Source organism: Paenibacillus sp. B1-35, from assembly GCF_050474385.1.
GTDB classification, from domain to species: Bacteria; Bacillota; Bacilli; order Paenibacillales; family Paenibacillaceae; genus Paenibacillus_B; species Paenibacillus_B alvei.
In genome coordinates this window covers 349,070-374,576 of sequence record NZ_JBCHVJ010000004.1, presented here as the reverse complement: position 1 = coordinate 374,576, position 25,507 = coordinate 349,070, and the positions used below count along the sequence as shown (strand labels likewise).

Genomic DNA, 25,507 nt, shown 5'->3' with positions numbered 1-25,507 from the left:
ATGCATGCCAAGTGTTCATGCCACAGAAAGGATGGGAGCTATGGATAGGCTGGAATTGGACAATGCTCCTCGCTCGTCTTCGCGATCGTACAGGCGGAAGCTGTGGAGCGACATTCGAAAGGATTGGGACTTATACATTGCGCTTTTGCCTGGTATCGCCTTTCTACTCCTGTTCAAGTACACACCAATGTATGGCGTCGTGATTGCTTTTCAGGATTTCAACATTTTTAGCGGGATTGAGGAGAGTCCTTGGGCAGGATTCGCGCATTTCGAACGGTTGTTTCAATCGCCGAAGTTTGCACAGGTGTTCTGGAATACGATCGTAATCTCGGTTCTGAAAATCGTACTTCTCTTTCCACTGCCGATTTTGCTTGCGATCCTGCTGAATGAGTTGACGAAAATGTGGTTCAAGCGCCCGGTACAAACGATTATATACATGCCGCACTTCCTGTCTTGGGTTATCGTGAGCGGGCTGTTCATGGATCTGCTGTCTATCAATGGGGGGCTTGTGAACCGGATGATCGAATGGCTGGGAGGAGAGCCGATCAAGTTCTTCCTCGACAACAGTGTCTTCCGCTGGCTGCTCGTCGGAACGGCAGGGTGGAAAGAAGCGGGCTGGGGCACCATCGTATATTTGGCTGCGTTAAGCTCTATTGATCCGCAACTGTATGAAGCAGCGAAGATCGATGGGGCGAACAAGTTCAAGCAGATTTTGCATATTACGCTGCCAGGGCTCGTTCCCGTCATTTTGCTGATGTTCATCCTGCGGCTAGGCAATATTTTGGAGGCCGGAACGGAGCAAATTCTCGTCATGTACAATCCTGTCGTTTACAACGTGTCGGATGTCATAGGCACCTATGTATATCGCACAGGCTTAGGCGAGCAGAATTACAGCTTCTCTGCTGCTGTGGGGCTGTTCGAATCTATCGTTGGTTTCGTATTGATCATTGGCGGGAATTATTTGAGCCGCCGCTTCCTGAATCGAGGAATCTGGTAAAGAAGAAGCTGGTTAGCATAGAAGCGGCTGCAGATGATCAAAAACTCCAAATTCTGTGGGGTTGAATGGTCGACTTATCACACTATTGAACATGAATGCATGAAGAAAGGAGGTTTGGCATAAAGTGAGACATTCATTGACTGCGGGAAGAAGAACGGGAAGCGCAATTCGTATGTCGGTCGGAGAACGAATCTTCCATGTGCTGAACTATCTCTTTTTTGCCCTTATCTCTTGGACGACATTGTTCCCGTTTCTTAATTTGCTTGCCAAGTCGCTCAGCAGTGAGGAGGCGGTCATGTCAGGGAGTGTATCCCTATTCCCGGTGGACATTCAGTTCGGCACGTACTTATATGTATTGAACGACTCTCAATTTATGAATGCCTTTCTCGTATCAGTCACGATTACGGTAGCGGGCACAGCTCTGGGTCTGCTCATGACTGCATTAGCTGCTTACCCCTTGTCTAAGCCTCGCCTGCGCGGACGCAAGTTCTTCATTTTGATGTATGTGTTCACGATGCTGTTCAGCGGCGGCCTTATTCCCACGTATTTGCTGATGCAGCGGCTGAACTTGATTGATACGCTGTGGGTGCTCTTTTTGCCGAGCATGATTAGCGTGTTCAATATGCTTATTATTAAAAATTACTTTGAATCGCTGCCTGATGAACTTGAGGAATCCGCCAAAATGGATGGGGCCTCTAATCTGACGATTCTATTCCGCATTACCGTTCCATTATCATTGCCGGTATTCGCAACCATTGCGCTTTTTTTTGCAGTGGGTTTCTGGAATGATTATTTTGCCTCGATGATCTACATCAACACCGCAGAACTGAAGCCGCTGCAATTATACTTGAAGGAACTGCTGGCACATTCCAATATTACGTATCAGGATGGCGGCCATGTGACCAACATTGATGCTGTCATGAATACGACGCCTCAGGCCATTCAGGCTGCTTCGATTCTTGTCGCTACTTTGCCTATCTTGCTTGTGTATCCGTTTCTGCAAAAGTATTTCGTGAAAGGGGTACTGATCGGTTCTGTAAAAGGGTGACGCCATGAAGAAATTGCGGGGATATCAAAAAGAGTGGAGGTATGTTCATGCAACAGAAAAAGATTTGGTTCTCGATTATTTCAATCGTTATGGTATTATCGCTTCTTGGCTGTAACAGCGGGGGATCAGGGAAAGGTGCGGAAGAAGGGGAAGGCGGCAAGCAACTGCGACAGCTGATGCAGTTCGATCGCTTTGAGCCGAACGGTGATCCGGTCGCCCTATACTTGAAGGAGAAGACAGGATATACGGTCAAGTATGAGATGCTTCCGGCGGAGAATGCAGACGAGAAGCTGAACCTGCTCATGGCAAATAAGGAATCTTATGATGTAATGAAGCTGGCGTCAGCTCAATATTATCAGCTCGTATCGTCCGGTGCGCTAGAGCCGCTGGATGATCTGATCGAGAAGTACGGAATAAACATGAAGCAGGTGATCAGCAAGGAATCCTGGGACGGCGCCCGCTATGACGGCAAAATTTACGCGATTCCTGAAACGGGCGGAGGCGGAACCTCATCCAATGCCCTCGTAGTTCGTCAGGATTGGCTGGATGAGCTGGGCTTGAAGATGCCAACGAATTTAGATGAGCTGGTAACGGTGCTGCGCGCATTTAAGGAAAAAAAGAATGTGATACCCCTGACAGGGGGCAAGGTTCCTGTACATCCTGACATCGCCAGTGTATTTGGCTTAACGACACCATGGCTGGAGCGGGATGGTAAAATCATTCATGCTGTAGAGACTCCGGAGATGAAGGAATACTTGAAGTTTATGAATACACTGTACAAAGAGGGACTTATTGACTCGGAGTGGGGCATTAATACGGCGGACAAATCGATAGAGAAGATGGCTAGCGGCAAGGCTGCGATGTACAGTCCGGGATGGTGGATTGCACCGAACCTGGAGAATGCCGTTGCAAAGAACTTCCCAAATGCGAAGCTTGCGATCGTGCCTGTATTGAAGGACAAATCAGGTAAGGCGCGCGTTGGAACGCCGGGCAATACAATTAATTACTACATTGCAATTCCGAAGTTCGCGAAGCATAAGGAAGATGCGATAAAGTGGCTCGACATGAAGTTCGACAAGGATATTTTTAAAGGCATTGCCATTGGTGAGGAAGGAGTGCACCACAAGTTTGAGAACGGATCTTACTCGCCTGTTATGCCTAAGTTCTCGGATGAGCGCACAAATGCAAGCGCCTTCTTGACGGGAGTAGATGAGAAGAACTATCCGATTTATTGGCAGGCTAGATTGAAGAAGAACCCATTTGTAGAAAGCTATTTCAACACATTCCAAAAAAATGCGGAGGGCTTGCTGGTCTCTGATCCGCTTGGCTCGGCACCTCCACTGCCGGATATTTCGAAAAACGTACAGCGCTTGAATAAATATCAAGAAGATACGTTCATTAATTATATTAGCGGAACGGAATCGCTCGACAATTATGACCAGTTCCTAGCGGAATGGCATGCACAGGGTGGCGCGGATATGGTGAAGGCAGCAAATGAGTGGTATGCGAAGCGTTAAACATGAAAACTGAGACCTGTGTACACAAGCAAAGGGGATGGCCCGAGATTCAAGGGCCATCCCCTTTTATGGATGATGGGGAAGCTTGCGTCCTCACGATGTGAACGAGAATTCGATGAGGAAGGAAGTTCATCGACCGAAGAAGTGATTTCATTCATTGAAGGAAAATGGATTAATACATGAATCAAAGAAATACAAAGAAAACGAGAGATCGTAAATGTTGCGATTCGCCCGTTTTTTTGATGTTCCACGGAAGCGAAATCGCCGCCCAAGGCTGAATTTGGCCGAATACGGCGGCCTGGGGGCTGGGCTGTTGCACAAAATCCTAGCTTTGGTACATATAGGAACAAATATCGCCACTGAAAAAGATAGAAACTATTCCATTTTTTGTTGGTAAGTGTTATACTTTATTTACAATACTTTGAATTTCTTAAGTGAATCCGAGGTGAAATACAGCTATGAAAAATAGAAATGTAACAGGTATTGTATTGGCCATAATTTATTGTATTGTCCTTTTTGTGATTTTAACTGATGCACCCCCTGGTGAAGCTCCAAATAATCCGCTATGGGTATACTCAATGATTCCACTTGGAGCTGTTGTAATTACCTTCCTCTTTGATTATGTCATCAAGTTCGATTTGTTCGATTTCTTCAGAAAAAAGAAAGAATGAAAAAGAATGAATGGAGGAAAAAATGATAGAATCAAAAATTGCCAAAACATTTTTTGCAGGAGTTCTGCTCTCTACATCCATTTCAATTCCAGCCTTCGCTCAGGATCGGGAAAATTTACAATCTCCACTGCCAGTATCACAAATAGATCAAGCTAAAAGCCTCTTAGACTTAGTTGAAAGCACAACCAGTAATTCTGTCACTTTTACAGATGGTTCTACATTATTTCAATACGACAATTACTATATTGCAACAGATTCAAATGGAAAAGAAGAGTTGAAAATCACAAAAGTAGATGATAATAAAGTAAAGTATGAAAACCTGCAAACCGGACAAGTGAATTATGCAATTAAAGAAGTTGAACCCATTCAAGAAGAAAATGGTTTTTTTGCTGATGCACAGATAGCAGCAGATGGTTTTGAATATAAAGGAGCAGAAAAGAATTCGACTGAGATAGAATATGCCACTGCCTCTGCAATAGCAGGTGTACTTGCTTCTTTTATAGGCGGACCTGTAGGTGGAAAAATATTAGGAGTACTTGTAAGTGTTGGTGGTTATTATCTTTCTCTGGAGGCAAAGAGAGCCTATTGGATAACAAAAACATACACTAAAGAAGATAGGCCAAGTGATTATTATGCGATTTTAACCATTAGGAAAGACCACCACTATTATAAATATCATGATTATACTGAATTTATTGATACTGCTTCGACAATTCAGGTTTGCCAACCTTATCGTTGTGGTCCAGTCGAAGAATATAATTAATAAAGAGGTTGGCTGGCCTTCTGGGGACTCGGATGAAGATAATAAAAGATAAGACTCAAAAAGAAACTCTAGTCCATAACTGCCTCTTTTTCCCGATTTAAGCCAATAATATCAAAATTATTTAAATAAAAGAACCCTCCAAAACTTGAATTCTGGAGGGTTCTTTTATTTATGTCATTAGGTTGATTAAGTCCTGGTTCCTATGCTGCGGGAAGAACCGATGCGATTCTTCCTTGGCTGCTTATACAGGTCTTGTAGAAGGCCATTGCAGTACAATGCCGAGCTGCTTGAGCTGCTGCTGGTATGCGGCAAGGTGCTGCGCGTCACTTCTTACAGCACGCGGCAATATTCCTTGATTCAGCGCATATGCAGCCAAGGCGCCGGCAGCTTCCCCAATGTTCCATTCGACCGGATGCAAGCGATAGCAGCCGTTGGTAATATGAGTAGTGCCGATATTTTTGCAGGCTGGTATCAGATTGTTCATGCGAACCGGGAGCAAGCTGCCCAATGGTATTTGGAACGGTAAAGAAGAAATATCGATATAGTTGTCGCCTCCGGTTGAAGGATGGAGGTCAATTCGATAACAGCCAATGCCTACGGAATCAGCGAAAATTTCAGCGGTCTTATCGGGGCGGCAATCAGTAGCAACATGCTGCTCCAATACGGTGAACTCCGCCTGTATTCTTCGGGATTCCCGGACATAGGGATACATTGCAAATCCATCTGCCGTGCCGGCGATGTCGGGCCGCAATCGCAGCCCAGGATAGCCTGCGCCTCCGTCTGGGCGAGGCGCCTCTGTTTGCACCCAGTACAGTAATGACAGACTAAGCTGCTTTGCATCGAATAGATGGCGCTGCTTCTCTTCTTCGCTGACATCAATAATCGAGCCAAGCCAGTAATCATTTTGCGGCCAATTGATGACGGACACTGGCGTTGGAAGCACTCCTGAAGATACATCGAACAGGGAAGGATCCGTAGTTTGCCGATAGTGGAATAGCGGAAACTTCCCTTTTTCCCAAAAGAGGGAATAGGTGATCGGCTCCAGCGTTGTTGGCTTGACCGCAGTCCAGCTTAACAAACGATCCGGCCAGAACGAAGGTCGATATTGGCTCCAGAAATCATAGCGTTCCGGTTTTGGAATTGTATAATCTTCATCCTTCATGTAATCAACAGCGAAGCAGTAGGTGAAGCCTTGCATATTTTGCGGCTGAGGATCCCCGGATACAGCATGCGGCTCATCCGTATCACGCTGGGATTCTGCACCCGTAACGTATTCTGTGCCTGAGAGAGCGAGCAGATCCCCACACTCGGTTGCATCAAGGAAGTAGGAACCCGTCAGGTGAATGGAGTTGCCTTCCGCATCTTGAACGGTTACTGCTGCGATGCGGTCGCCATCAACTTCTGCACTCGTAGCCTGGCATTGTGTAATCATCGTGAGCTGCCCATTGTGCACATAAGGGAACAGCATCGATTCCAATACGAACAGCGCGATACGCGGATCGTGGCAGAGACGGCTTACGAGGCCGCTCCCAGGATTCAGCTCCGGATTCAACCGCGCCTTCATAGATAGGGGTAGATACTCCCGATAGTAGCGACGTATTTCGTTGCGTAATTGTCTGTACGTCTGCGTGCAGCCGAACTGCTCTATCCACGGATGCTCGTCTGGCGGGACAAGCTGACTTGTCAATTGACCGCCGATACGGCTGGTTTCTTCCGTAAGAATGACTGTCTTGCCTAAACGGCAAGCAGAGAGCGCAGCTGCACAGCCTCCCATGCTTCCTCCAATGATAATGAGGTCGGCATGCTTCTCGTATTTCGGTGAGGGTGACATTCGATCAGCTCCTTCGAAATATTTTCCAATTATTATTTACACCATTTAGTATAGGGAAGAAACAATACCTATCCCATATAATTTGATTGCTATTGTTGGTAGTTTGAATACTTTTTGACACGATAGATGCTTAGGAATGGGATAGGAGCAAGATATGCATAAGAATGGATAAACCTCATATAGGTAAGGGAAAGAAGCACGGAGATTGATACTGGTCGATACAAGAAGACACGCTACGCGAGAAGAGGTAGGTGCTCGCCAGCGTGTCTATTTCGGGGGGGATTTTGTCATGCCATATAGAATTCGCAATTATGCCATTACTGCTTAATGCGTTGCTCGGTTTTCGCTGTAATATCTTTCTTTTCTTTCAAGTATTGTTCTACGACTTCATATAGGGTAACGCCAGTGTCCAGTGACTTCTTATCTTTGAACATGGCATAACCGTCGCCTCCGGCGATTAAGAAGTCATTCGTAGCTACACGGTACGTTTTGTCAGCCTCTACTGCCTTGTTGCCAACCTTCACGTCTGATACGCGGCTTCCTTTTGGCTTTTTAATATCGAAGGAGAAGGACAAGCCAGCAACTTGCGGGAAGCGGCCAGAGCCGGCATCAATTTCACTAACGCCATTTTCCAAGGCTGCTACCAACTCACTGCCTTTCACTTCAATTACGGCCAACGTGTTCGGGAATGGCAACACATCATACAGGTTGCGCTTCGTAATGTCGCCTTTCATAATCGTTGTGCGAATACCGCCTGAGTTCGTAATAGCGAGATCCGCCTCGAAACCAGGCATGGTACGTGTGCGAGAGAGCATCGCATCGGCAACCAGATTGCCCATAATCGTTTCCTGCTTCCGTACTCTGGTGCGATCGCCGTCAAGGTCTACGCTTGCAGTAGCGATTTTTTCATTCAACAAGGTGTCGGTTTCTTTCTTCAATGATTCTACAATCGCGGCCACTTCTGAATCTGGCTTTGTAGCTTCATCGTACTTGATCAGTCCGCCTGAAAAATGAACCAGATCCTTGCCATGGTAGTAGAGATCGACTCGGCCAAGCGACTTGGCGTATTCCCAGTCTTGTACAATATACGTTTCGTTGACGAGTTCAGGCTGATCAACCGGTATATGCGTATGTCCGCCTACGATGATATCGATGCCTGGAACCTGTTTGGCCATTTCGCGGTCATAAGACAGCCCGGTATGACAGAGGACGATGACATGGTCAGCTTCTTTGCGGAGTTTCGGCACCCATTCCTTCGCAACTTCAATCGGATCCTTGAACGTCAAGCCTTTGACGTTGTCTGGGTGAGTGACAATCGGCGTGTCCGCGGTTACTAGGCCAAGGATGGCGAATTTCTTATCTCCGAACTGCTTCATGACGTACGGCTGCAGCAGGTTCTTGCCTTGTGCGTCGAATACGTTCGCAGCAAGGACGGGGAATTTGAACATTTTGGTCAACCTTGCAAGCTGTTCGTAGCCGAAATCGTATTCATGGTTGCCGGAAGCCATGAAGTCATATCCAAGCGCATTTGCCAGCTTTGTCGCGGTTTCCCCTTTGGACAGGTTCACGTATATCGTACCTTGGATCATATCCCCAGCATCAAGCACCATGGAATTCGGGTTTTCCGCGCGCAGATCCTTCATTAAGGTGGCCAGCTTGGCATAGCCCATTTCCTTGGCCTTGGCGTCTTCCAGCATATGTCCGTGCGTATCGTTCGTATGTCCAATCGTAATATGCGTGGTAATGGCATTACCGAGGGCTGTAAAGAACGCTTCGCGTGTTACGGTATCACCGGATACCTCCAAGTTCAGTCCCGCCTTCTTCGCTACAGCTTGAAGAGCAGCGGCATTTGCCGGATGGTGAAGCTCCTTCCACAGCACTGCATCAATGACGTTTTGCTGCTTTGCCCAAGTGAGCGCTTTGGATGCCCAGCCCTTGATAGCGGGGTCAACTGTTTTGACTTCCCTTTCTTTGTCCTGTACACGTGCAATCATCGCGACTGCTTCAACGAGCGTAATGGGACGATCGAGTGCGAGACCGTCATTCGACCCGGTTATGTAGCTCTTCGACTGCATCCAATCCACATGATTAATCGGATTCAATGGTGCTGCGAATAATGATCCAGCAAATAGGGCGCTGATCAATGTGGTCAGAACTGCTGCTGTACCTAGCTTTTTCTTGTTCATAACGGACCTCCATGCTTGCTCCATATTTGAAATGTCTATGTAATAGATATGAGATATATAGGTATCGTAGGATATGGGGGTTGGGAGATTGTTAACTGCAACATAAGAATTTGTAAATTTCAGCTGCTTGACTATGCGAGAGGCAGAAAATTGAAAACCGCCTCCACCCTTGTGAAGGATGTGGCGGTTCTTGTAGGAGTCCGAAAAAATCAAGCCGTAGCTTAGAACGTAACTTATAGCTCGTCAAAACCGTTGTCGTCTCCCACCTTGCCATAAGTTCGGGACTTCGCTTCGAAGAAATCTGTCTTCGTCGCATTCAAGGCTTCATCTGAGAATGGCTTAATCCAAGGCATACAGTTCACGTCTACGCCTTCATACAGTTTCTCCATGCCAAGCAAGTTCAAGCGGCGGTTCGCGATATGCTTAATGTAATCCGACAGCTCCCGCAGATCAATGCCGCGAACCTGCTTAAGGGTGTAATGCGCCCAGTTCGTTTCCAATTGTACGGCACGGTCGATCGTATTGTATACGAATTGGCGGTTCGCATCGGTGTTCAGCTCTGGGAAGTCTGCGAGCAGTTGCTTGAATACCTCGCCGAAGAAGTAGCAGTGCTGGTTCTCATCACGCTGAATGTACGAAATCATTTGGCTTGTTGCCATCATCTTCTGATCTCGGGCCAAATTATAGAAGAAAGCGAACGTGCTATAGAAGAAAACTCCTTCCAGAATCAAATCCGCAACGAGCGCTTCAAAGAACGTCTGCGGTGTCGGATTATCCCGGAATGTTTGATAAATGTCGGCAATGAATCGGTTCCGTTCGAGCAGCACGCGGTCATGCTTCCAATATTCGAAAATGTCCTTCTGTTCTTGCTCCGACACAAGCGAGGACAGCACATAGGAATAGGATTGATTGTGCACGACCTCTTGCTGTGCAATGATAGCCGAGATGGCCTCAAGCGAGGAGTCCGTAAAATAGTTCTTCACATCACCAACGAACATGGTTTGCATGGAATCGAGCACAGCTAGAAGCGAGATATTAATTTTGAACGCATGCTTCTCTTGCTCATCCAGCAGCGGAAATTGCTGAGCATCCTTAGCCATTGGAATTTCATCTGCAATCCAATGATTTTGCAGAAGCACTTTGTACAATTTATACATATGCGGCATACGGATATCGTCCCAGTTCAATATACCGGAGCATTCCCCTAAAATAATACGAGTAGACTTGTTCGGTGCTTCTGTATTGAAGATGAGCTGACGACTCAGCTCGCGATCTAACAACGTCATGAGACTCTTCCTTTCTATACTCCCTATTTCCCATGCACTTTCTATGAAACCAAACCATTTATGGCGAATCTGTCAGGCAGTAAGCAGGCGCATGTTGCAATTGTACTTACTGCCTTTCCAGATCTTATGTTCTTATTTCGGTACCAGTGCCTAGCCATGGACAGGCAGGCGTTCTGATGATGAGTTATTCATTTAAGAGAGCTTAACCTCAACGTTTCTTATTATGAGCTGCAAGCCTCGCATTCTTCGACCGTCAATGCTTGGCTGCGTACGTAATACGTAGATTTCAGTCCTGCCTTCCACGCATGAAGATGCAGCGATAGAAATTCTACTGCGCGAATATCGGGACGCACATACAAGTTAAAGCTTTGCGCTTGATCGATATGCCGCTGGCGAGCAGCGGCCATTCGAATTGACCAGTTCTGGTCAAGTCGGAAAGCTGTCTTGTAATACCAGATCGTTTTCTCCGATAGATCTGGAGCGGGGTTCGCGATTTTGTAGGTCGTCTTCTCTTCATAGCTGAGCAGATCATAGACCGGATCAATGCTGGCCGTAGAGCCGGCAATAATGGAAGTTGAGCCGTTCGGTGCTACCGCCATCAGCCACGCATTGCGCATTCCGTTCGCCTGTACCTGTGCAGCCAGCTCACGCCACTGCTCGGTCGTTACGAATTTGCCTTCTCGGGTGCCCGTCGTATATTCCCGCTCGGAGAAATAACGGCCGTTCTCCCATTCTGATTGGGCAAAGAGCGGGTATGCTCCTTTTTCCTTTGCAAGCTCCATGCTGGCTTGAATTGCCAAGTAGTTGATCTTCTCATAGAGAGTGTCATTATACTGTACAGCCTCTTCGGATTCCCATGCGATGCCTTCTAAGGCCAACAGATGATGCAAGCCGAAGGTGCCAAGGCCAATGGCGCGATAGCGTCGATTCGTATGCTGCGCTTGCAGCACTTCGATTCGATTGATGTCGATGACATTGTCGAGCATGCGAACTTGTATCGGAATAAGCCGCTCTAGGACATCGGCGCGCACTGCGCGTGCCAGATGAATGGAATTCAAGTTGCAGACGACGAAATCGCCAGGAAGCTTGCTAATAATAATGCGGGACTGTCCATCCTGCGTGGTCAGCTCCTCTTGTTCGATCAGAGTAGGCGACATGTTTTGCATAATTTCCGTACACAGATTGGAGCTATAAATCATGCCATGCGCCTTGTTCGGATTGGCGCGGTTAGCCGCATCCTTGTAGAACATGTAAGGTGTGCCGGTCTCTAGCTGAGATTTGAGGATGCGCTTCATAATGTCAATCGCTGGCAGTGTAATGCGCGGCAGGCTTGGGTTCGCGACTGCTTCGGCATACTTATCGCGGAACTGTCCTTGACCACGCAGTTCATCATAGAAATCCTCTAAGCCGAGAGAGCGCCCCTTCTCGTCCTTCCAGCCCATGATTTTCTTCACTTCATGCGGGCAGAACAGATGCCAGTCATCCCGATTCTCAACTGCCTCCATGAACAGATCCGGCAAGCACACGCCATGGAAAATGTCATGGGCCCGCATGCGTTCGTCCCCGTTGTTTAGCTTCAAGTCGAGAAAGGAGAGAATGTCCTTGTGGAAGACGTCCAAGTATACTGCGATAGCGCCTTTGCGCGTACCTAATTGATCGACGCTGACGGCGGTATTGTTCAACTGGCGAATCCAAGGGATAACGCCTGAGCTCGTATTTTTATGTCCGCGAATATCGGAGCCGCGGGCGCGAATTTTCCCTAGATATACGCCGATGCCGCCACCCATCTTGCTCAGGCGGGCAACGTCGGTGTTCGATTCAAAAATCCCCTCGAGTGAGTCATCCACCGTGTCAATGAAGCAACTGGACAACTGGCCGGCAACCTTCTTCCCGGCATTCGCCATGGTCGGTGTAGCGGCGGTCATATAGAGATTGGCCATCGCCCAGTAGGCTTCCTTCGCCAGCTCTGCCCGGCGCTCTGCAGGCTCCTTATGCATCAGATACATGGCAATGATCATGTAGCGCTCCTGCGGCAATTCCATCGTACGGCCCTCGAAGTCAGTTGCGAGATATCGTTCTGCTAATGTCAGCAGGCCGATGTAGTCAAAGATTTGATCATATTCCGCTTGAATGGATTGACCAAGCTCTCGAATCTGTTCAGGCGTATATGCCTCAAGCAATTCCTGACGGTAGATGCCAAGATCGCATAGGCGAGTAATTAGCTTGTAGAAATCCCCATAGGGCTTATCTGGATAAGCCTTATAGTTGCGATGGAGGGCAGCTTCCTTATAGAGCTTCGTTAATAAGGAATGTGCAGCAACGAACTTCCAGTCTGGCTCCTCCTTCGTCACCAACTCTAATGCCGTCATGATGCTCGCTTGGGTAATATCAGAAGCCTGTACGCTGCTGCTGCGCAGCTTGGATAATACGCCGCGGTGCCACCGATCCCGGTCAAGCTGGGGGTATGGTGCCATCATTCTCTCGCCATAGCGCATGATGCGGTTAGCATCGAATGCCAAGGAGCGGTTGTTAGGTTTATGAACAGTATGGACGATAGGTGTTGTCGTCTGCATTCGTAAATATTCCTCCTCGAATATCGATTTGGGATGGAGCCTCGCTATATGTGTCGGAATCGCGCAAAAGGGAAGCTTCTCGTCGAGTGCTGAGTATGTATCCAACATAAAGGGTGTTGGCAAAACGCCTGAAATGGAGCACTCTTCTGTTCGAGCGCATAAGAACAACGCGTGCGCCAGACAAGGACGCACACCTTCATCAATCTCGATCTTCCGACATGGCTTAGACAAGTTGCCATTTATCCAGCGATTCGTGAATCGGCTCTAAAAACGAACCTCGAATACAGCGCAAGGGTTGTCTTGTGTGGCTGTCTTCGAGGTTGTTTGCACTTTCCTGCTTATCATATCAATTTCTTAATAATCACAACATGTAGATATTCTTACGTAAATATACTACAACATATTGGGCAAGTAAATAGGCTTAAGGTGATAATTGTCATGGTTTGCGAGGTGCGAGAATGGCGGTTTTCCTTATTAGCAGGCTTGTCCAAGGGATGAAGGCGGGGGATAAAAAATTTTTTGAGGTACGAGATCATGCCGAAAAAAGAAGGATAAGACAGGCGGCTATTCTATGGAAGTTAGGGCGCTGAATGTCCTTGTACAGTGGACAATTCTTGATCGCGAACGATGTCGAATGCAGGAAGGATAGGGGGCAGCAGCCAGATATATTACATCGAATTTCGTATGTACTGGCTGCATGTACGCATGGGAAGGAAAGTGTGCCCAGCATTCCATGTTTCCATGTGCATTTCACATTTTGCCACTTATCCGATCACGAAGTAGAAGAGCACTCGATATAAAATACATATAGAAATTTCCTTAAATTTATTTTGCAGGATGTCGATTTGCAGGAAGTCTCCAGCTCTCGCATGCGGAGCCGAACCTCCTGAAAGTCGAACATGCGAGCGGCAAAATACTCGAAAGTAGGGTTGCCGTAATCGCTTAACCCGATAGAAGACAAGTTGGTAAGCGCTTGCAATGTCAAGCGTCGAATTCGCTGCTCTGTTGCACGGACATCCCGCTTGAGATGCTCTCCCGCAGCTTGGCCGCGCAATGTGATTTGTTCATAAATCGTTTTGAGCGGAGGCAAATCTTGAAGGATCTGTTGCTCCTGCTCTTGAGTTTTGAGCCAGCTCACAATCCGAATCATATCCGAAGCCCCTGCTTCGCCAACAACGCCAAGCTGCAGGAGTAGGGATCTCGCTCGCTGCTCGATAAGCTTCTCTTGATGTACAGGAGCGTACTCCTGCTGAGCATGCAGGGCTCCCGTTCCTAGTACCTCGAGGGAGCGAAGCGAATTTCGAATGGACTTCATGGATTTCTCGAGCAGCAAATGGTCGGATACCCGTCTAAGGACAGCCAGCACCTCTAAGCGGTTGATCGGCTTTTGAATAAAAGTATCAACCCCTTGCTGGTAAGCTTCTCCGATCATTTCCTTATTTTCAACCTGAGAAATCATGATGAATCGACCGTTGTAATCATTCTCCCGCAGCGACTTTACCGTTTCAATTCCATCACGGCCTGGCATTAACAGGTCAATGATAACGATATCCGCATGGCTAATATCCGCCGGCGATACATAGGAACCATCGTCGGCTTCTCCGACTACTTCGCCAAGACCACTTTCACCAATGATGCGTATTAGCATTTTCCGAACGGCAGGGTCGTCTTCAACCAGATAAAATTTTAACAAAACGAACAACCTCCCTTCAAGTTAAACGCTCTACAGGAATTCGAATGTGAAAACAAGTGTACCCAGGTGCACTGGTCACGTCAATGTCGCCCTTGAACAGTTGGACGATGTCAGTGGCGTGTGATAGGCCGATGCCTGTAGAAGAGTTTCCCTCGGCATCGAACTTGGTCGTATATCCGGGATGGAAGATCAGCTCCAGATCGTCTGCTGAGATGCCCGGCCCATTATCGACGACAGCGAACAGGATGGAATCATCCTGAAGATCGACCTGTAGGTCGATTTTCCCATCATGCGGGATCGCCTCAACGGCATTGGATACGATGTTGTTCAGCACAGAGAGAAGCGGGTAGATCTCGGTGGTAGACAGATTGATGTTGCAACAGTGGCCCCATTGAATTTGCTTTCCGAGCAGCAGGCTGTAATTGGTATTGGCTCTTACGACCATGGCGCATAGCTCCGTGATCTGGATACGTTTGGAGAGCATGCGCTCCTGATGAATGATTTTAAATAGGCCAGACAGGATACGCTCGGAATCCTTTTTAAGCTCATGTACATGCTTGGCGATCTGCAGAGCTTGTGTTGCATCTGGATAAAGCCTCTGCTTGAGCGATTGATACAGTTGGTAGCTCTCACGCGTAATTTCTTCAATATGGGACATCGATTTGCGGAGATAGAACGCTTCTTCGAACAAATCCGAATTAATCATCATTAGGCGTTCCAGCTCCAACCGACGCTGCTCGGCCTGTGCCCGCACTTGCCGAATCGCAAGCATATTGCACATACCTACGGCAAAGAAGCTGCGCAGCAGCCCGACAAGAATAATAAGCAGACCTTCATGATAGCTCATGCTGGCTGGAGCGCCGGAGGCAATGCGAACGATCAGTTCTGCCACATTGGATGCCATATCTGCAAGCGCGCCGTACAAAGCAACCTTAACATGATACTCTACATTCGCCTTGATTTTGAGCAGCGAGATGATGGCTGCGAATGTGACATAGTAGAAAAATACGGGCATATGCTGTGTAAATCCGGTGAGGACAGGGGTGTCATACAGCAGTAATCCAAGTGAAATCCGGAATAATACAACGAATGCCCCTACTGAGATACCCGTGGCAAGCACGGGTACCGAAAACCACAGCAATCCGAAAAAATAAGCCATAATGCCGAGTGAAAATCGAAAATCATCGCCGAACGGGGTGATCTTCATTTCACCGAGCAGTCCCGTGGACAATAAAATGATGCTCCAAATAAGCAGCCTTTGGTCGCGCAAGCTGATAAGAACGGCTCCTTTCCGTTTTCGTCGACGAAAATAGGGTCAAGACATCTTCTCTTCTATCGTACCGGAAAAGGGAGTATTTTGTCTCCTAAATTATCCATTTTCAGGTGTGCTTATTTTCGAGTCTGCGTGAAGCAAGGGAAAGCAGGTAATTAACGACAAAATACAACAGGGCTGCAAATAGGAATGTCGGAATAACGTAATTAATATTGTGCCCGTTAATAATTTGGACGTGATTCATGAGCTCTGGCAGGGCAATAACGACAGCTAGTGAAGTGTCCTTCAAGAGTGAAATGAATTGGCTGACGATTGGCGGCACCATCCGTCGAAGTGCGATAGGGAGTACGATATGCCACAGCGTTTGCGTCTTCGTCAGTCCAGAGGAGCGTCCTGCTTCAATGAGCCCTTTTTCAACCGAGTTCAGTCCTCCGCGCACGATTTCGGAGATCATGGCCGATTCAAAAATAACGAGCGCGACTACGGCCGCGGTGAACTTATCGAGCTTGATTCCAATTTGCGGTAGCGCAAAATAAATAAAAAAGATAATCAGAAGCAGCGGCAGATTGCGGATGGTTTCTACCAGCACAGCGAATAATTTGCCGAGAATGGGCACTTTGGCATAGCGAACAGTACCGACCAATACGCTGATAATAAAACTGATAGCGATGGACAGCAAAGCGACCTCGATGGTGATGAGGAATCCCTTCAGCAAAAATTGCAAATTGGCAGAGGATAGCGCCCCGATGAAATCCATTATGCCCGCACTCCTTTCACAGGTTGATACTTATGCTCAAGGTAACGAATGCCGAAGCTGAGCGGAACGGTAAGCAGCAAATAAAATAATCCGGCAAACATGTAGGTGCTGAATGTGTCGAATGTGTCAGAGTTAATAAGATCTGCCTGATACATTAAGTCCGATGCCGATAATACCGTAAGAATCGACGAATTTTTCACCAAATTCAAAAATTGGTTGCCCAGCGGGGGAATGACGACCTTGACGGCTTGAGGCAGGATGACATGCCACATTGCTTGAACATAGGTGAGTCCGGAAGAACGGGCTGCCTCCATTTGACCTTTAGGTATAGCCTGAATGCCTGCGCGAATGACCTCTGCGATAAAGGCGGAAGTATATACGGTCAGTGCTGTGAGCCCTGCCGCGAATGGTACGAGGACAGCCCCGGTTAGAAGAGGAAGGGCGATCAGCGTAAAAAATGCGATGAGCATAAGCGGGATATTGCGGAAAAATTCAACATAAATCGCGCCAATCCATTGCAGCGGCTTGAAGGGAGTGATGCGGAATACGGCAATAATTGCGCCGAGGATAAAGCTTGCCACGAGCGAAATCAGGCTGGCGGCCAGTGTGCCCCCTAGCCCGGCCAGGTAGCGATCCAAATGCTCGCTAAGAATCGAAAAGTTAATAACCATACATGTTCCTCCCTCGTTTATCGTCTTTTGGATTTTGGAATCAAAAAGAGGAGACGAGCAGCCCAGCGCTTATCCCCTCAACTCAGTCGTACGAACATGTCGCCTGTTAATTTGGCTTTTTGCCGATCCATTTTTCATACATTTTTTCGTATTCCCCGTTTTCCTTCAGCTCTTTCAAGGTATCGTTGACCGCTTTGATGAACTCTGTGTCGCCCTTGCGGATGCCGATGCCATAAGGCTCTTCTGTAAATGTCTCATCCAAGACGCGGAAGTTGTTGTCCTGCTTGGCCATGCCGTACAGGAGCGCATTGTCGGTCGTCAACGCGGAGCCTTGCTTCGCCTTCAGGGCTGTAAATGCTTCTGCATAGTTTTCAAATTCGAGGATTTGAGCGTCAGGTGCAGATTCGCGGATGTTTTTGGCGGATGTTGAGCCTTTGGCAGTGAGCACCTTGGAATCCTTGGTCAAATCCTTAATGGAGTTGATAGGGCTGTCAGCAGGGACAAGCAGGGATTGGCCGGCAGTGAAATATACATCGGAAAAATCAATCTCCTTTTTGCGCTCATCGGTAATGGTCATCGTGGCGATAATGAAGTCAATGTCTCCGTTTTTCAGCATCGGAATGCGAGTTTTGGATGTGACCTCCATGAACTCAATCGCATCTTCGTCGCCCAGCACCTTTTTCGCAATTTGCTTTGCGATGTCGATGTCCAAGCCTTGCACTTTGCCGGTAGCAGGGTCTTTCAGGCCGAAGAGATTTAGGTCGTACTTAACGCCGGCAATAACCTTCCCTCTACTTTTAATTTTGGCGAGTGTTCCTTCGCCTTCAGAGGCTTGATTGCCGCATGCGGATAAAGCGCTTACAACAAATGCGGCTACTATTGCCATGCTCATCAGTTTCATCCAACGTTTCATGTGACACGCTCCTTTTCATAGTTTAAAAAAGTCCAAAAGGTTCGAAGGGTCATCGGGTTTGACAGCGGAGAAATCATGTGCAACGTAGAGTGATAGTTCCCTATCGCTTAGTGGTTCAAAATCCGGCTGAGGAATGCCTGGGCACGCTCTTCACGCGGCTTGGTAAAAAAGGCGGTCGGCTCTGCTTCCTCGACAATTCGCCCTTGATCCATGAACACGACGCGATCGGCTACCTCTTTGGCGAAGCCCATCTCGTGAGTGACGACAACCATTGTCATGCCTTCCTTCGCAAGTGTCCGCATTACGTCAAGCACCTCGCCGATTGTCTCGGGATCCAATGCTGATGTAGGCTCATCGAACAGCATAATTTTAGGCTTCATTGCAAGGCCTCTTGCAATGGCAACGCGCTGCTGCTGTCCGCCAGACAATTGGGCAGGGTAGGAATTGGCTTTATCGGCAATGCCTACTTTGGCCAAATAAAGTCTCGCCGCTTCCTCCGCTTCCTGCTTGGACATGCCGGCTACCTTCATAGGTGCAAGCGTAATGTTTTGCAGCACCGTTTTATGGGGATACAGGTTGAAATGCTGGAATACCATGCCGATATTTCGGCGCAGTCGATTAATGTCAGTGGATTTGTCATTTACGCGTATACCGTCGACGATCAGCTCGCCATCGGTAATGGTTTCGAGTCGATTAATGCAGCGAACCATCGTGCTTTTCCCCGAGCCGCTTGGTCCGATGACGACGACGACTTCGCCTTGATTGATCGTTAAATTAATGTCCTTGAGTACATGAAAGCTGCCGTAATGCTTGTTGATTTGATGAAAATGGATCATGGTTTTCCTCCTTTCGCCGCCTAGCGGAATCGGTATAGCAATCAGCCTAATAGAGAAATCACCGAAAATGACCGAATCCGACAAAATTGATGCAAAAAATTTTTGAAGTTTTATTTATTTGTTCTGCATGAAAATGGGGGGAGGGGCGACGTTTTCCGTGATATAATCTATTTGCGTAGGGATGCCTAAATTTCCCTTTTTGCGTTTTTCGGTTGACAAACTAGAAGTGCCCGTAATACATTGTATGAGGAAAACCAAACCAAGCTTTGTTAGGTGAGGCTCCTATACGAACAGAGGCCACTGCCCAGAAATATCGAGAGATGCCCATGGGTAGAACAGGAATTGTCGGATTAAGGCTTTTCTTAAGGTGGCTAAGGGATGTAACCTTTACGTTGTATAGTGCTGAAGCTCGACGAGGAGGGCTAGAACGGGATAGGCAATATCCCAGTTCTTTATTTGCGCATGCGTAACCCTTCGGCGAGCCGAAGGGTTTTTTCGTATGATTTGCAAACAGAAATGAGAAGGCGGTGATTACGCATGGACGGAAGCCCGAGTCCGAAGACACAACTGCATAGCATTGTGAAACCTTGGAACGGGAGAACCTGGATTTTCCTTGCTTTCCTATGCGCTATTCACTTGCCGACACTAATAAATGGGGTGGCTTCTTTTTTCATGCGAATAGGTTGAAGTGCTGGACGAGTGCTTTGATCAGCAGATGAAAAGTATCCACGGTACAGTAACGGGTGTTTACTTGTGGGCGAATGAGCCTCGAATGAGAATTCAAGGTCATTTCATGCTGGCATTGAAGGGAATCGTGTGTGCATATGCACGCTGTATTCCTGCCCCGGTTGAAGGAAGCATCCTCGCAGGCAAGTGTAACCACCCGTGAATTGAGGGATTCCCCCTTTTGGTGCGGAACAAGTATGCGTATGCAGTGACAGCAAGGAAATCACGGTTCGGGTCATGCAGACCTCCCTGTAGACAGGGAGGTCTTTTTGCGTATTTTGGTGCACAAGAAGGAGGAATTCACATGGAAATGAAGGTCAATCAAGGGAAACGCAAATGGAATGTCATGTCCCGCAAAGATGCGGATCTGACTAATGCGAAGCTGGAGCAGCGCTTAATCGAGACATCGGAGGCTCATGTTGATGATGTGCTGGAGGAACTGAAGACGAAGCCTTACGGCTTGGATGAGATGGAGGCTGTGCGCCGCTTGGAGGAATTCGGCCACAATCAAGTTGCGTATGAGAAGCCGCCTGCTTGGTATATTCAACTGCTGAGATGTTTTAAGAACCCATTTATTTTGGTACTACTCGGTTTGGATGTTTTTTCTGCACTAACGGAGGATACAGAGGCGGTCATTATTATTTCGACAATGGTAACGATCAGCATCATCATCACTTTTATACAGGAATTCCGCTCTATGCGCACGGCAGAGAAGCTGAAGGCGATGGTAAAGACGACTGCTGCTGTCATACGCGGCGGACAAAGCCGTGAAATAGACATGGAGCAGCTCGTTCCGGGCGATATGATCAGGCTTGCTGCAGGCGATCTGGTTCCAGCAGATGTCCGGCTCCTGTCGGCTAAGGATCTGCTTGTCATGGAATCGGCGCTGACAGGTGAAGCAATGCCAGTAGAAAAGCGCGATATTGGCGTCATGCCTGAACAGCGTCGGATGAAGAGTGTTAAGAAAACGAAGCAGGCGCTAGAGCTCGATAATATGGGGTACATGGGGACGACGGTGGTAAGCGGATCTGCGACAGCAGTCGTTATTGCGACTGGAGCACGGACATATTTCGGCGCGATGGCGCACAGCCTGGTTGGGGCTCGGCCAATAACTAGCTTCGAGCGCGGCATCAACAGTGTCAGCTTTGTGCTTATTCGCTTTATGCTTGTCATGGTGCCAATTATCTTTTTCATTAATGGGTTCTCGAAAGGCGACTGGTGGGGTGCACTGTTTTTTGGATTATCTGTGACTGTCGGGCTTACACCGGAAATGCTGCCTGTTATCGTGACGTCGAATCTCGCGAAGGGTGCGATGGCAATGTCGCGCCAGAAGGTGGTTGTGAAGCGGCTTAATGCGATACAGAACTTGGGCGCGATGAATGTCCTGTGCACAGATAAGACAGGGACTTTAACGCAGGATAGAATTATTTTGGAGAAGCATCTGAACATCCATGGAGAAGAAAGCGAACAGGTGCTGCGGTATGCTTACTTGAACAGCCGCTATCAGACAGGGCTGCGCAATCTGCTTGATCGTGCCGTCGTCGAGCGGGCGGAGGAGAACGACCTTGCAAGCATCGATCATGATTACAATAAGGTCGACGAAATTCCCTTTGACTTCAACCGTAGACGAATGTCAGTGGTGCTGTCCAGAAAACAAGGCGAGCATCTTCTCGTCTGCAAAGGGGCTATGGAAGAGATGCTGTCCATATGCGATTCCATGTTGGATGGAAAAAATGTCTTTGGCTTGGGACAGGACATGAAGCAGGAACTGCTGCGCAAAGCAAATGAAATGAACGAGGAGGGCCTTCGTGTTATCGGCGTAGCCATTAAGCTGATGCGGGATGGAACATGCAAGGAATCCTACAGTGCTGCTGACGAACAAGGTCTCGTGTTCGCGGGATACATCGGATTTCTTGATCCGCCGAAGGGTAGTGCGGCGCCAGCAATTTCGGCCTTGCTTGAGCATAGCGTAGCGGTGAAAGTGCTGACAGGAGATAACGAAGCGGTAACGCGCAAGGTGTGCCGTGATGTTGGCATCGAAACAGGGCGTATCGTGCTCGGCAAGGAAATTGATGATTTGAATGATACGGCCCTTGCGGAACTGGCTGATCAGACAACTGTCTTCGCGAAGCTGAATCCGATGCAGAAGGCGCGTATCGTCCGTGCGCTTCAGGAGAAGGGGCATACTGTCGGATTTATGGGGGACGGAATTAATGATGCGATCTCTTTGAAGGAAGCAGATATCGGTATTTCGGTAGATACTGCGGTCGATATTGCGAAGGAATCAGCAGATATCATTTTGCTTGAAAAATCGCTTATGGTACTGGAGCAAGGGATTATTGAGGGGCGCCGCACGTTCGGCAACATGATTAAGTATATCAAGATGACGGCCAGCTCGAACTTTGGGAATGTGTTCAGTGTATTGGGAGCAAGCTTGTTCCTGCCGTTCCTGCCTATGCTGCCGCTGCACCTGCTCGTGCAGAACCTGTTCTATGATATGTCGCAGTTGTCGATTCCTTGGGACAACATGGACAAAGAATTTTTGAAAAAGCCGCGCACATGGGATGCGAAGTCGATTGGCCGCTTTATGCTATTCATCGGTCCGACAAGCTCGATCTTCGATTTTCTCACGTATGGATTGATGATGTTCGTCTTTGCCGCAAATACGCCAGCAGATCAGGCATTGTTCCATTCGGGCTGGTTCATTGAGGGGCTGCTGTCACAAACCTTGATCGTCCACATGATCCGTACGGAGAAAGTGCCGTTCATCCAGAGTCGGGCAAGCTTGCCTGTTATGCTGTTGACGGTGCTTATTATGCTGATGGGCATTATGATTCCGTTCTCCGAGTTCGGTGAGAGCATTGGTCTGGTACCGCTGCCAATGTCCTACTTCCCATGGCTTGCTGCGATTTTGCTGGGGTACTGTATTCTGACGCAGTCCGTCAAGAAATGGTACATTCGCCGCTTCAACGACTGGTTGTAAGAGCTGAGATGCAAGGGCCAACAATGCAAGGAATGATGTAAGGACTTAATGCGCGCAAAAATAGAAGGAGGTTGCACCATGAAGCGTACAGCCTCCTTATCTTATTTAACAGTATGAAATGAAAATGGGAACCTTGGGCTGCCTACTGCATGTTGCACACAGTCTTTAAAATATCCGAACCAGTGCCAAGCTTGTAGCCTTGGAGCTGGTAACGGATGCGGTGCTGCTGATCCATGACTACAACCAGCGGATATTCCTGACCGTTCCATTCTGGAAGGGAGGGAAGAAGTGCCTGCAAGGACAGTCCATCCTCATCTACGCTATACGTTGTATGCTCCGGCATACCCTCAAGCTTGAATTCGCTGCGATTGCGCTGGCTTTCAACCATAAGCGCAATACGGCCCCCCCACTGATCGAGCTCTATCTTCAACTCGCGCAGTTCACGCGCAAGATGCTTCGATGGCTCGCGTTCTGGATCAAGCCATGCAAGGACGAGCCCTTGCTCCGTAATGTCTAGGCTCACCTTATCGGTCATGCGGCTCCACTGTTCTGCCGATACTGTATTGAGGATCGGAACATGAATTTCCTCCTTGCGGAATACGACAGGTACGGTTGTTGTATCGCCGGCATGTACGGTGAAGAAGGATAGGCGCACGAGCACGGTTCCATCGCTAAGACGTGTTCCGGTCGTCATCCGATAGTTGCCGCTCAATACCTCGTAAGGCTTATTGTACATATCCTTCTCGCCATATGGGAACGTCAAGGTGCGATAAGTGCCGTTCTCAAAGCGAGCGATCGTGAAGTTCAAGTAATAGGAAGCTTCTTGCTCGCCTTCACTGCGTGCAAATACAATCGCACCGCTCGCGGCTTCCGCATTATTCGACGGTTCTGCCGGTCGAGATGCTGCAGGTTCTGTGGCATCACCATGGAACACTGCGTCCTGCCAGATGCCGTTCTGCCAAAATTGCGGACGAATATTCAGCGGTTCGAGGCGTGCAGGTATGCCGACGCTGCGTGCCATTGCTACGAAGCAGATGTCTCGGCTCAAGCGATCGGCTTTTTTTAATTGAAACACGCCGACTGGTGTAATCATGCCGTTATAGCGGTCTATTCGGCTCTCAATCGTAATGTCATTCGCTAAACGATCGACCAGCCGCTGCGGATTGGCTGCATAGGCTGCCTTCTCTTCGGCAGTCAGATTCGTTTGGAAGTATGTACGATACGGCTTAATCATTTCATAATGAGCGCGCGGACAGAGCACATAAGCGGTGAACAGATCTTCATCCTTCACTTGTTCCAGATAAGAAAGAGCTCCCTCCAAGTGATCCGTCAGTGTCTCGTTCATTGTATCCTGCGTATCCTTCTCATGAAGCGCTTCGAGCAGACGAAGCGGCCATTCACCGTGCTTCGGTATGTTGGTCTCCAGGAAGGCAGCAATCTCATGGCTGTTCCCGCGCGCGTTGCGAATCACCGTCCATACCCGATCCGCCGCCAAGGACAGCTTACCGGCCAATGAGTTCGCTTCTGCTTCACTCATGAAGGTGGCTTCATAAGCTGCGCGCGTTGCCGTTCCGTGTTGAACACGGCGGTCGTTTGCCTGTCGTTCTTCATCTGTCATCCGATTCTCGCTCTTGTCTGGTATCTCAGGAGGCGGTGCCATGTCAAACTCCATCATGTCGTGAATTTGCAGCTCGGATTGGAGTGTTACGGTAAATGTATCTGCATCGCCAACGGTAATATGGCGGAAGCCATATCCCTGCGCATTGCGGACATGGATCAACAGGTCGCCGTATCCAGTTGTAAACGCCACTTGTCCATTGTCATCCGTCGGCAGTGTCGTTACAGAGTAGAATTCGGCGAAGTTGTACATTTGGAAGTGGACCTCTGCCGAAGTTGCCTCTCCCTGCTCGTTGACAACCCGGATCGTAATGGTTTTATGCGGAGCGTAGTTGCCAAGCAGGTTAATCTCCGTATACCACGGATGGCTGGAGCAGGTTTCTTCCGGGCCGTTGTAATCTGCGGGCACACGTGTATGAACAAGCATGGCACGGCGGGAAGGAGCCTTGAACCAACCTTCGTTCAAGCGTGCTTCTGGCTCACATGCGCCAAGGAAGTACCAGGTTCCATCTGCCCAAGCTTCTACCCAAGCATGGTTCGAATCACAGTGCGCCCAGCGCGGCGTGTAGCATTGGCGTGCCGGAATACCGACACTGCGCAGTGCAGCAACGGCCAGTGTCGATTGTTCGCCGCAGCGGCCGAGAGCGGTGCGAACCAGCGTTAATGGCGAGACAGTACGTTGATCGGTGCCAACGTAAGTTGCCTTTTCATGGCACCAATAGTTCGTTTCCAGAATCGCTTCCATCATCGGTTTATCCTTAACCCGATCGACTAGCTCATGGTAGATCACTTCGCGGTTGTCGTCGATATTCTCGTTATTGACGCGATAGGGGAGCACAAAGTTCATGAAGATGTAATCTGGAATCTGCTTGCCCCAAGGCATCTCTTGACGCGTAGCCAACGTACGGCGCACATGAGCTAGGAAGAATTCACCGTCATAATCCGCCAGATCGTGAATGGGCATGTAGGCATACAAATACTTCAGGAGCAGACGCTCCTTGTCGGTCAATTCTTGATTCAATACGCTGAACAGTTCCTCTTCCCGGTGCTTAGCCAGCTTTTTTTTATATTGAAACTTCTCTTCGATTTGTTGAAGCAATGTATCATCTGCATAGCCAATTGTGCTCGTCATCTCATTCATCAGCTCCATGTGTTGTTAGTCTGCG

At 48.3% G+C, this 25,507-nt stretch carries 17 protein-coding genes and 1 riboswitch; of the genes, 6 read left to right on the top strand and 11 right to left on the bottom strand.

The window, feature by feature from the left end; genetic code table 11:
• Window positions 1-40: 40 nt before the first annotated feature.
• The 5 genes from ACQ5BJ_RS15920 to ACQ5BJ_RS15900 all read left to right on the top strand — a co-directional run bounded on the left by ACQ5BJ_RS15920 (window position 41) and on the right by ACQ5BJ_RS15900 (window position 4,996).
• Window positions 41-997, top strand: coding sequence for an ABC transporter permease (locus ACQ5BJ_RS15920; protein ID WP_430111446.1), 957 nt, complete (start codon window positions 41-43; stop codon window positions 995-997).
• A gap of 172 nt (window positions 998-1,169) precedes the next feature.
• On the top strand, window positions 1,170-2,045 hold the full coding sequence (locus tag ACQ5BJ_RS15915; protein WP_268620435.1) for a carbohydrate ABC transporter permease: 876 nt from the start codon (window positions 1,170-1,172) through the stop codon (window positions 2,043-2,045).
• A 47-nt stretch (window positions 2,046-2,092) separates the two neighbouring features.
• Window positions 2,093-3,562: an extracellular solute-binding protein gene (locus ACQ5BJ_RS15910; RefSeq protein ID WP_268620365.1), complete on the top strand. Its 1,470-nt coding sequence runs from the start codon at window positions 2,093-2,095 to the stop codon at window positions 3,560-3,562.
• 458 nt (window positions 3,563-4,020) lie between these two features.
• A complete protein-coding gene (locus ACQ5BJ_RS15905; RefSeq protein WP_262866387.1) occupies window positions 4,021-4,233 on the top strand; it encodes a hypothetical protein in 213 nt (70 codons plus the stop codon).
• A gap of 22 nt (window positions 4,234-4,255) precedes the next feature.
• Window positions 4,256-4,996: a hypothetical protein gene (locus tag ACQ5BJ_RS15900; RefSeq protein ID WP_005543567.1), complete on the top strand. Its 741-nt coding sequence runs from the start codon at window positions 4,256-4,258 to the stop codon at window positions 4,994-4,996.
• Between the two features lie 241 nt (window positions 4,997-5,237).
• Here ACQ5BJ_RS15900 and ACQ5BJ_RS15895 read toward each other — a convergent pair whose 3' ends face one another.
• The 10 genes from ACQ5BJ_RS15895 to ACQ5BJ_RS15850 form a co-directional block, all read right to left on the bottom strand.
• Complete coding sequence (locus tag ACQ5BJ_RS15895; protein ID WP_005543566.1) at window positions 5,238-6,827, bottom strand: FAD-dependent oxidoreductase; 1,590 nt, start codon at window positions 6,825-6,827, stop codon at window positions 5,238-5,240.
• 317 nt (window positions 6,828-7,144) lie between these two features.
• Complete coding sequence (locus tag ACQ5BJ_RS15890) at window positions 7,145-9,013, bottom strand: bifunctional metallophosphatase/5'-nucleotidase (RefSeq protein ID WP_430111443.1); 1,869 nt, start codon at window positions 9,011-9,013, stop codon at window positions 7,145-7,147.
• A 233-nt stretch (window positions 9,014-9,246) separates the two neighbouring features.
• The gene (locus ACQ5BJ_RS15885) at window positions 9,247-10,278 is read right to left on the bottom strand and encodes a ribonucleotide-diphosphate reductase subunit beta (protein ID WP_193372981.1); all 1,032 of its coding nucleotides are present in this window, start codon (window positions 10,276-10,278) and stop codon (window positions 9,247-9,249) included.
• Between the two features lie 242 nt (window positions 10,279-10,520).
• On the bottom strand, window positions 10,521-12,872 hold the full coding sequence (locus ACQ5BJ_RS15880) for a ribonucleoside-diphosphate reductase subunit alpha (RefSeq protein ID WP_412071009.1): 2,352 nt from the start codon (window positions 12,870-12,872) through the stop codon (window positions 10,521-10,523).
• Window positions 12,873-13,644: 772 nt separating this feature from the next.
• Entirely contained in the window at window positions 13,645-14,565 is a 921-nt protein-coding gene (locus tag ACQ5BJ_RS15875) for a response regulator (RefSeq protein WP_005543561.1), read from the bottom strand.
• Between the two features lie 16 nt (window positions 14,566-14,581).
• Window positions 14,582-15,835, bottom strand: coding sequence for an ATP-binding protein (locus ACQ5BJ_RS15870; protein ID WP_268594205.1), 1,254 nt, complete (start codon window positions 15,833-15,835; stop codon window positions 14,582-14,584).
• Window positions 15,836-15,944: 109 nt separating this feature from the next.
• Window positions 15,945-16,595 carry an amino acid ABC transporter permease gene (locus tag ACQ5BJ_RS15865; protein ID WP_268620368.1) on the bottom strand — a complete coding sequence of 217 codons (651 nt, stop codon included), beginning with the start codon at window positions 16,593-16,595 and terminating at the stop codon, window positions 15,945-15,947.
• Window positions 16,595-17,266, bottom strand: coding sequence for an amino acid ABC transporter permease (locus ACQ5BJ_RS15860; RefSeq protein WP_268620369.1), 672 nt, complete (start codon window positions 17,264-17,266; stop codon window positions 16,595-16,597). Before ACQ5BJ_RS15860 ends, ACQ5BJ_RS15865 begins: the two co-directional genes overlap by 1 nt.
• Before the next feature lie 106 nt (window positions 17,267-17,372).
• Complete coding sequence (locus tag ACQ5BJ_RS15855; protein ID WP_262866386.1) at window positions 17,373-18,179, bottom strand: transporter substrate-binding domain-containing protein; 807 nt, start codon at window positions 18,177-18,179, stop codon at window positions 17,373-17,375.
• Between the two features lie 107 nt (window positions 18,180-18,286).
• Window positions 18,287-19,015 (bottom strand): amino acid ABC transporter ATP-binding protein, encoded by a 729-nt coding sequence (locus tag ACQ5BJ_RS15850; RefSeq protein WP_005543555.1) that lies wholly within the window; start codon window positions 19,013-19,015, stop codon window positions 18,287-18,289.
• Window positions 19,016-19,273: 258 nt separating this feature from the next.
• A riboswitch (M-box (ykoK) riboswitch) is annotated at window positions 19,274-19,443 on the top strand.
• Between the two features lie 602 nt (window positions 19,444-20,045).
• Here ACQ5BJ_RS15850 and mgtA point away from each other — a divergent pair.
• The gene (gene mgtA / locus ACQ5BJ_RS15845; RefSeq protein ID WP_430111438.1) at window positions 20,046-22,724 is read left to right on the top strand and encodes a magnesium-translocating P-type ATPase; all 2,679 of its coding nucleotides are present in this window, start codon (window positions 20,046-20,048) and stop codon (window positions 22,722-22,724) included.
• 142 nt (window positions 22,725-22,866) lie between these two features.
• Here mgtA and ACQ5BJ_RS15840 read toward each other — a convergent pair whose 3' ends face one another.
• Window positions 22,867-25,473 (bottom strand): transglutaminase domain-containing protein, encoded by a 2,607-nt coding sequence (locus ACQ5BJ_RS15840; protein WP_430111436.1) that lies wholly within the window; start codon window positions 25,471-25,473, stop codon window positions 22,867-22,869.
• Window positions 25,474-25,507: the final 34 nt, after the last annotated feature.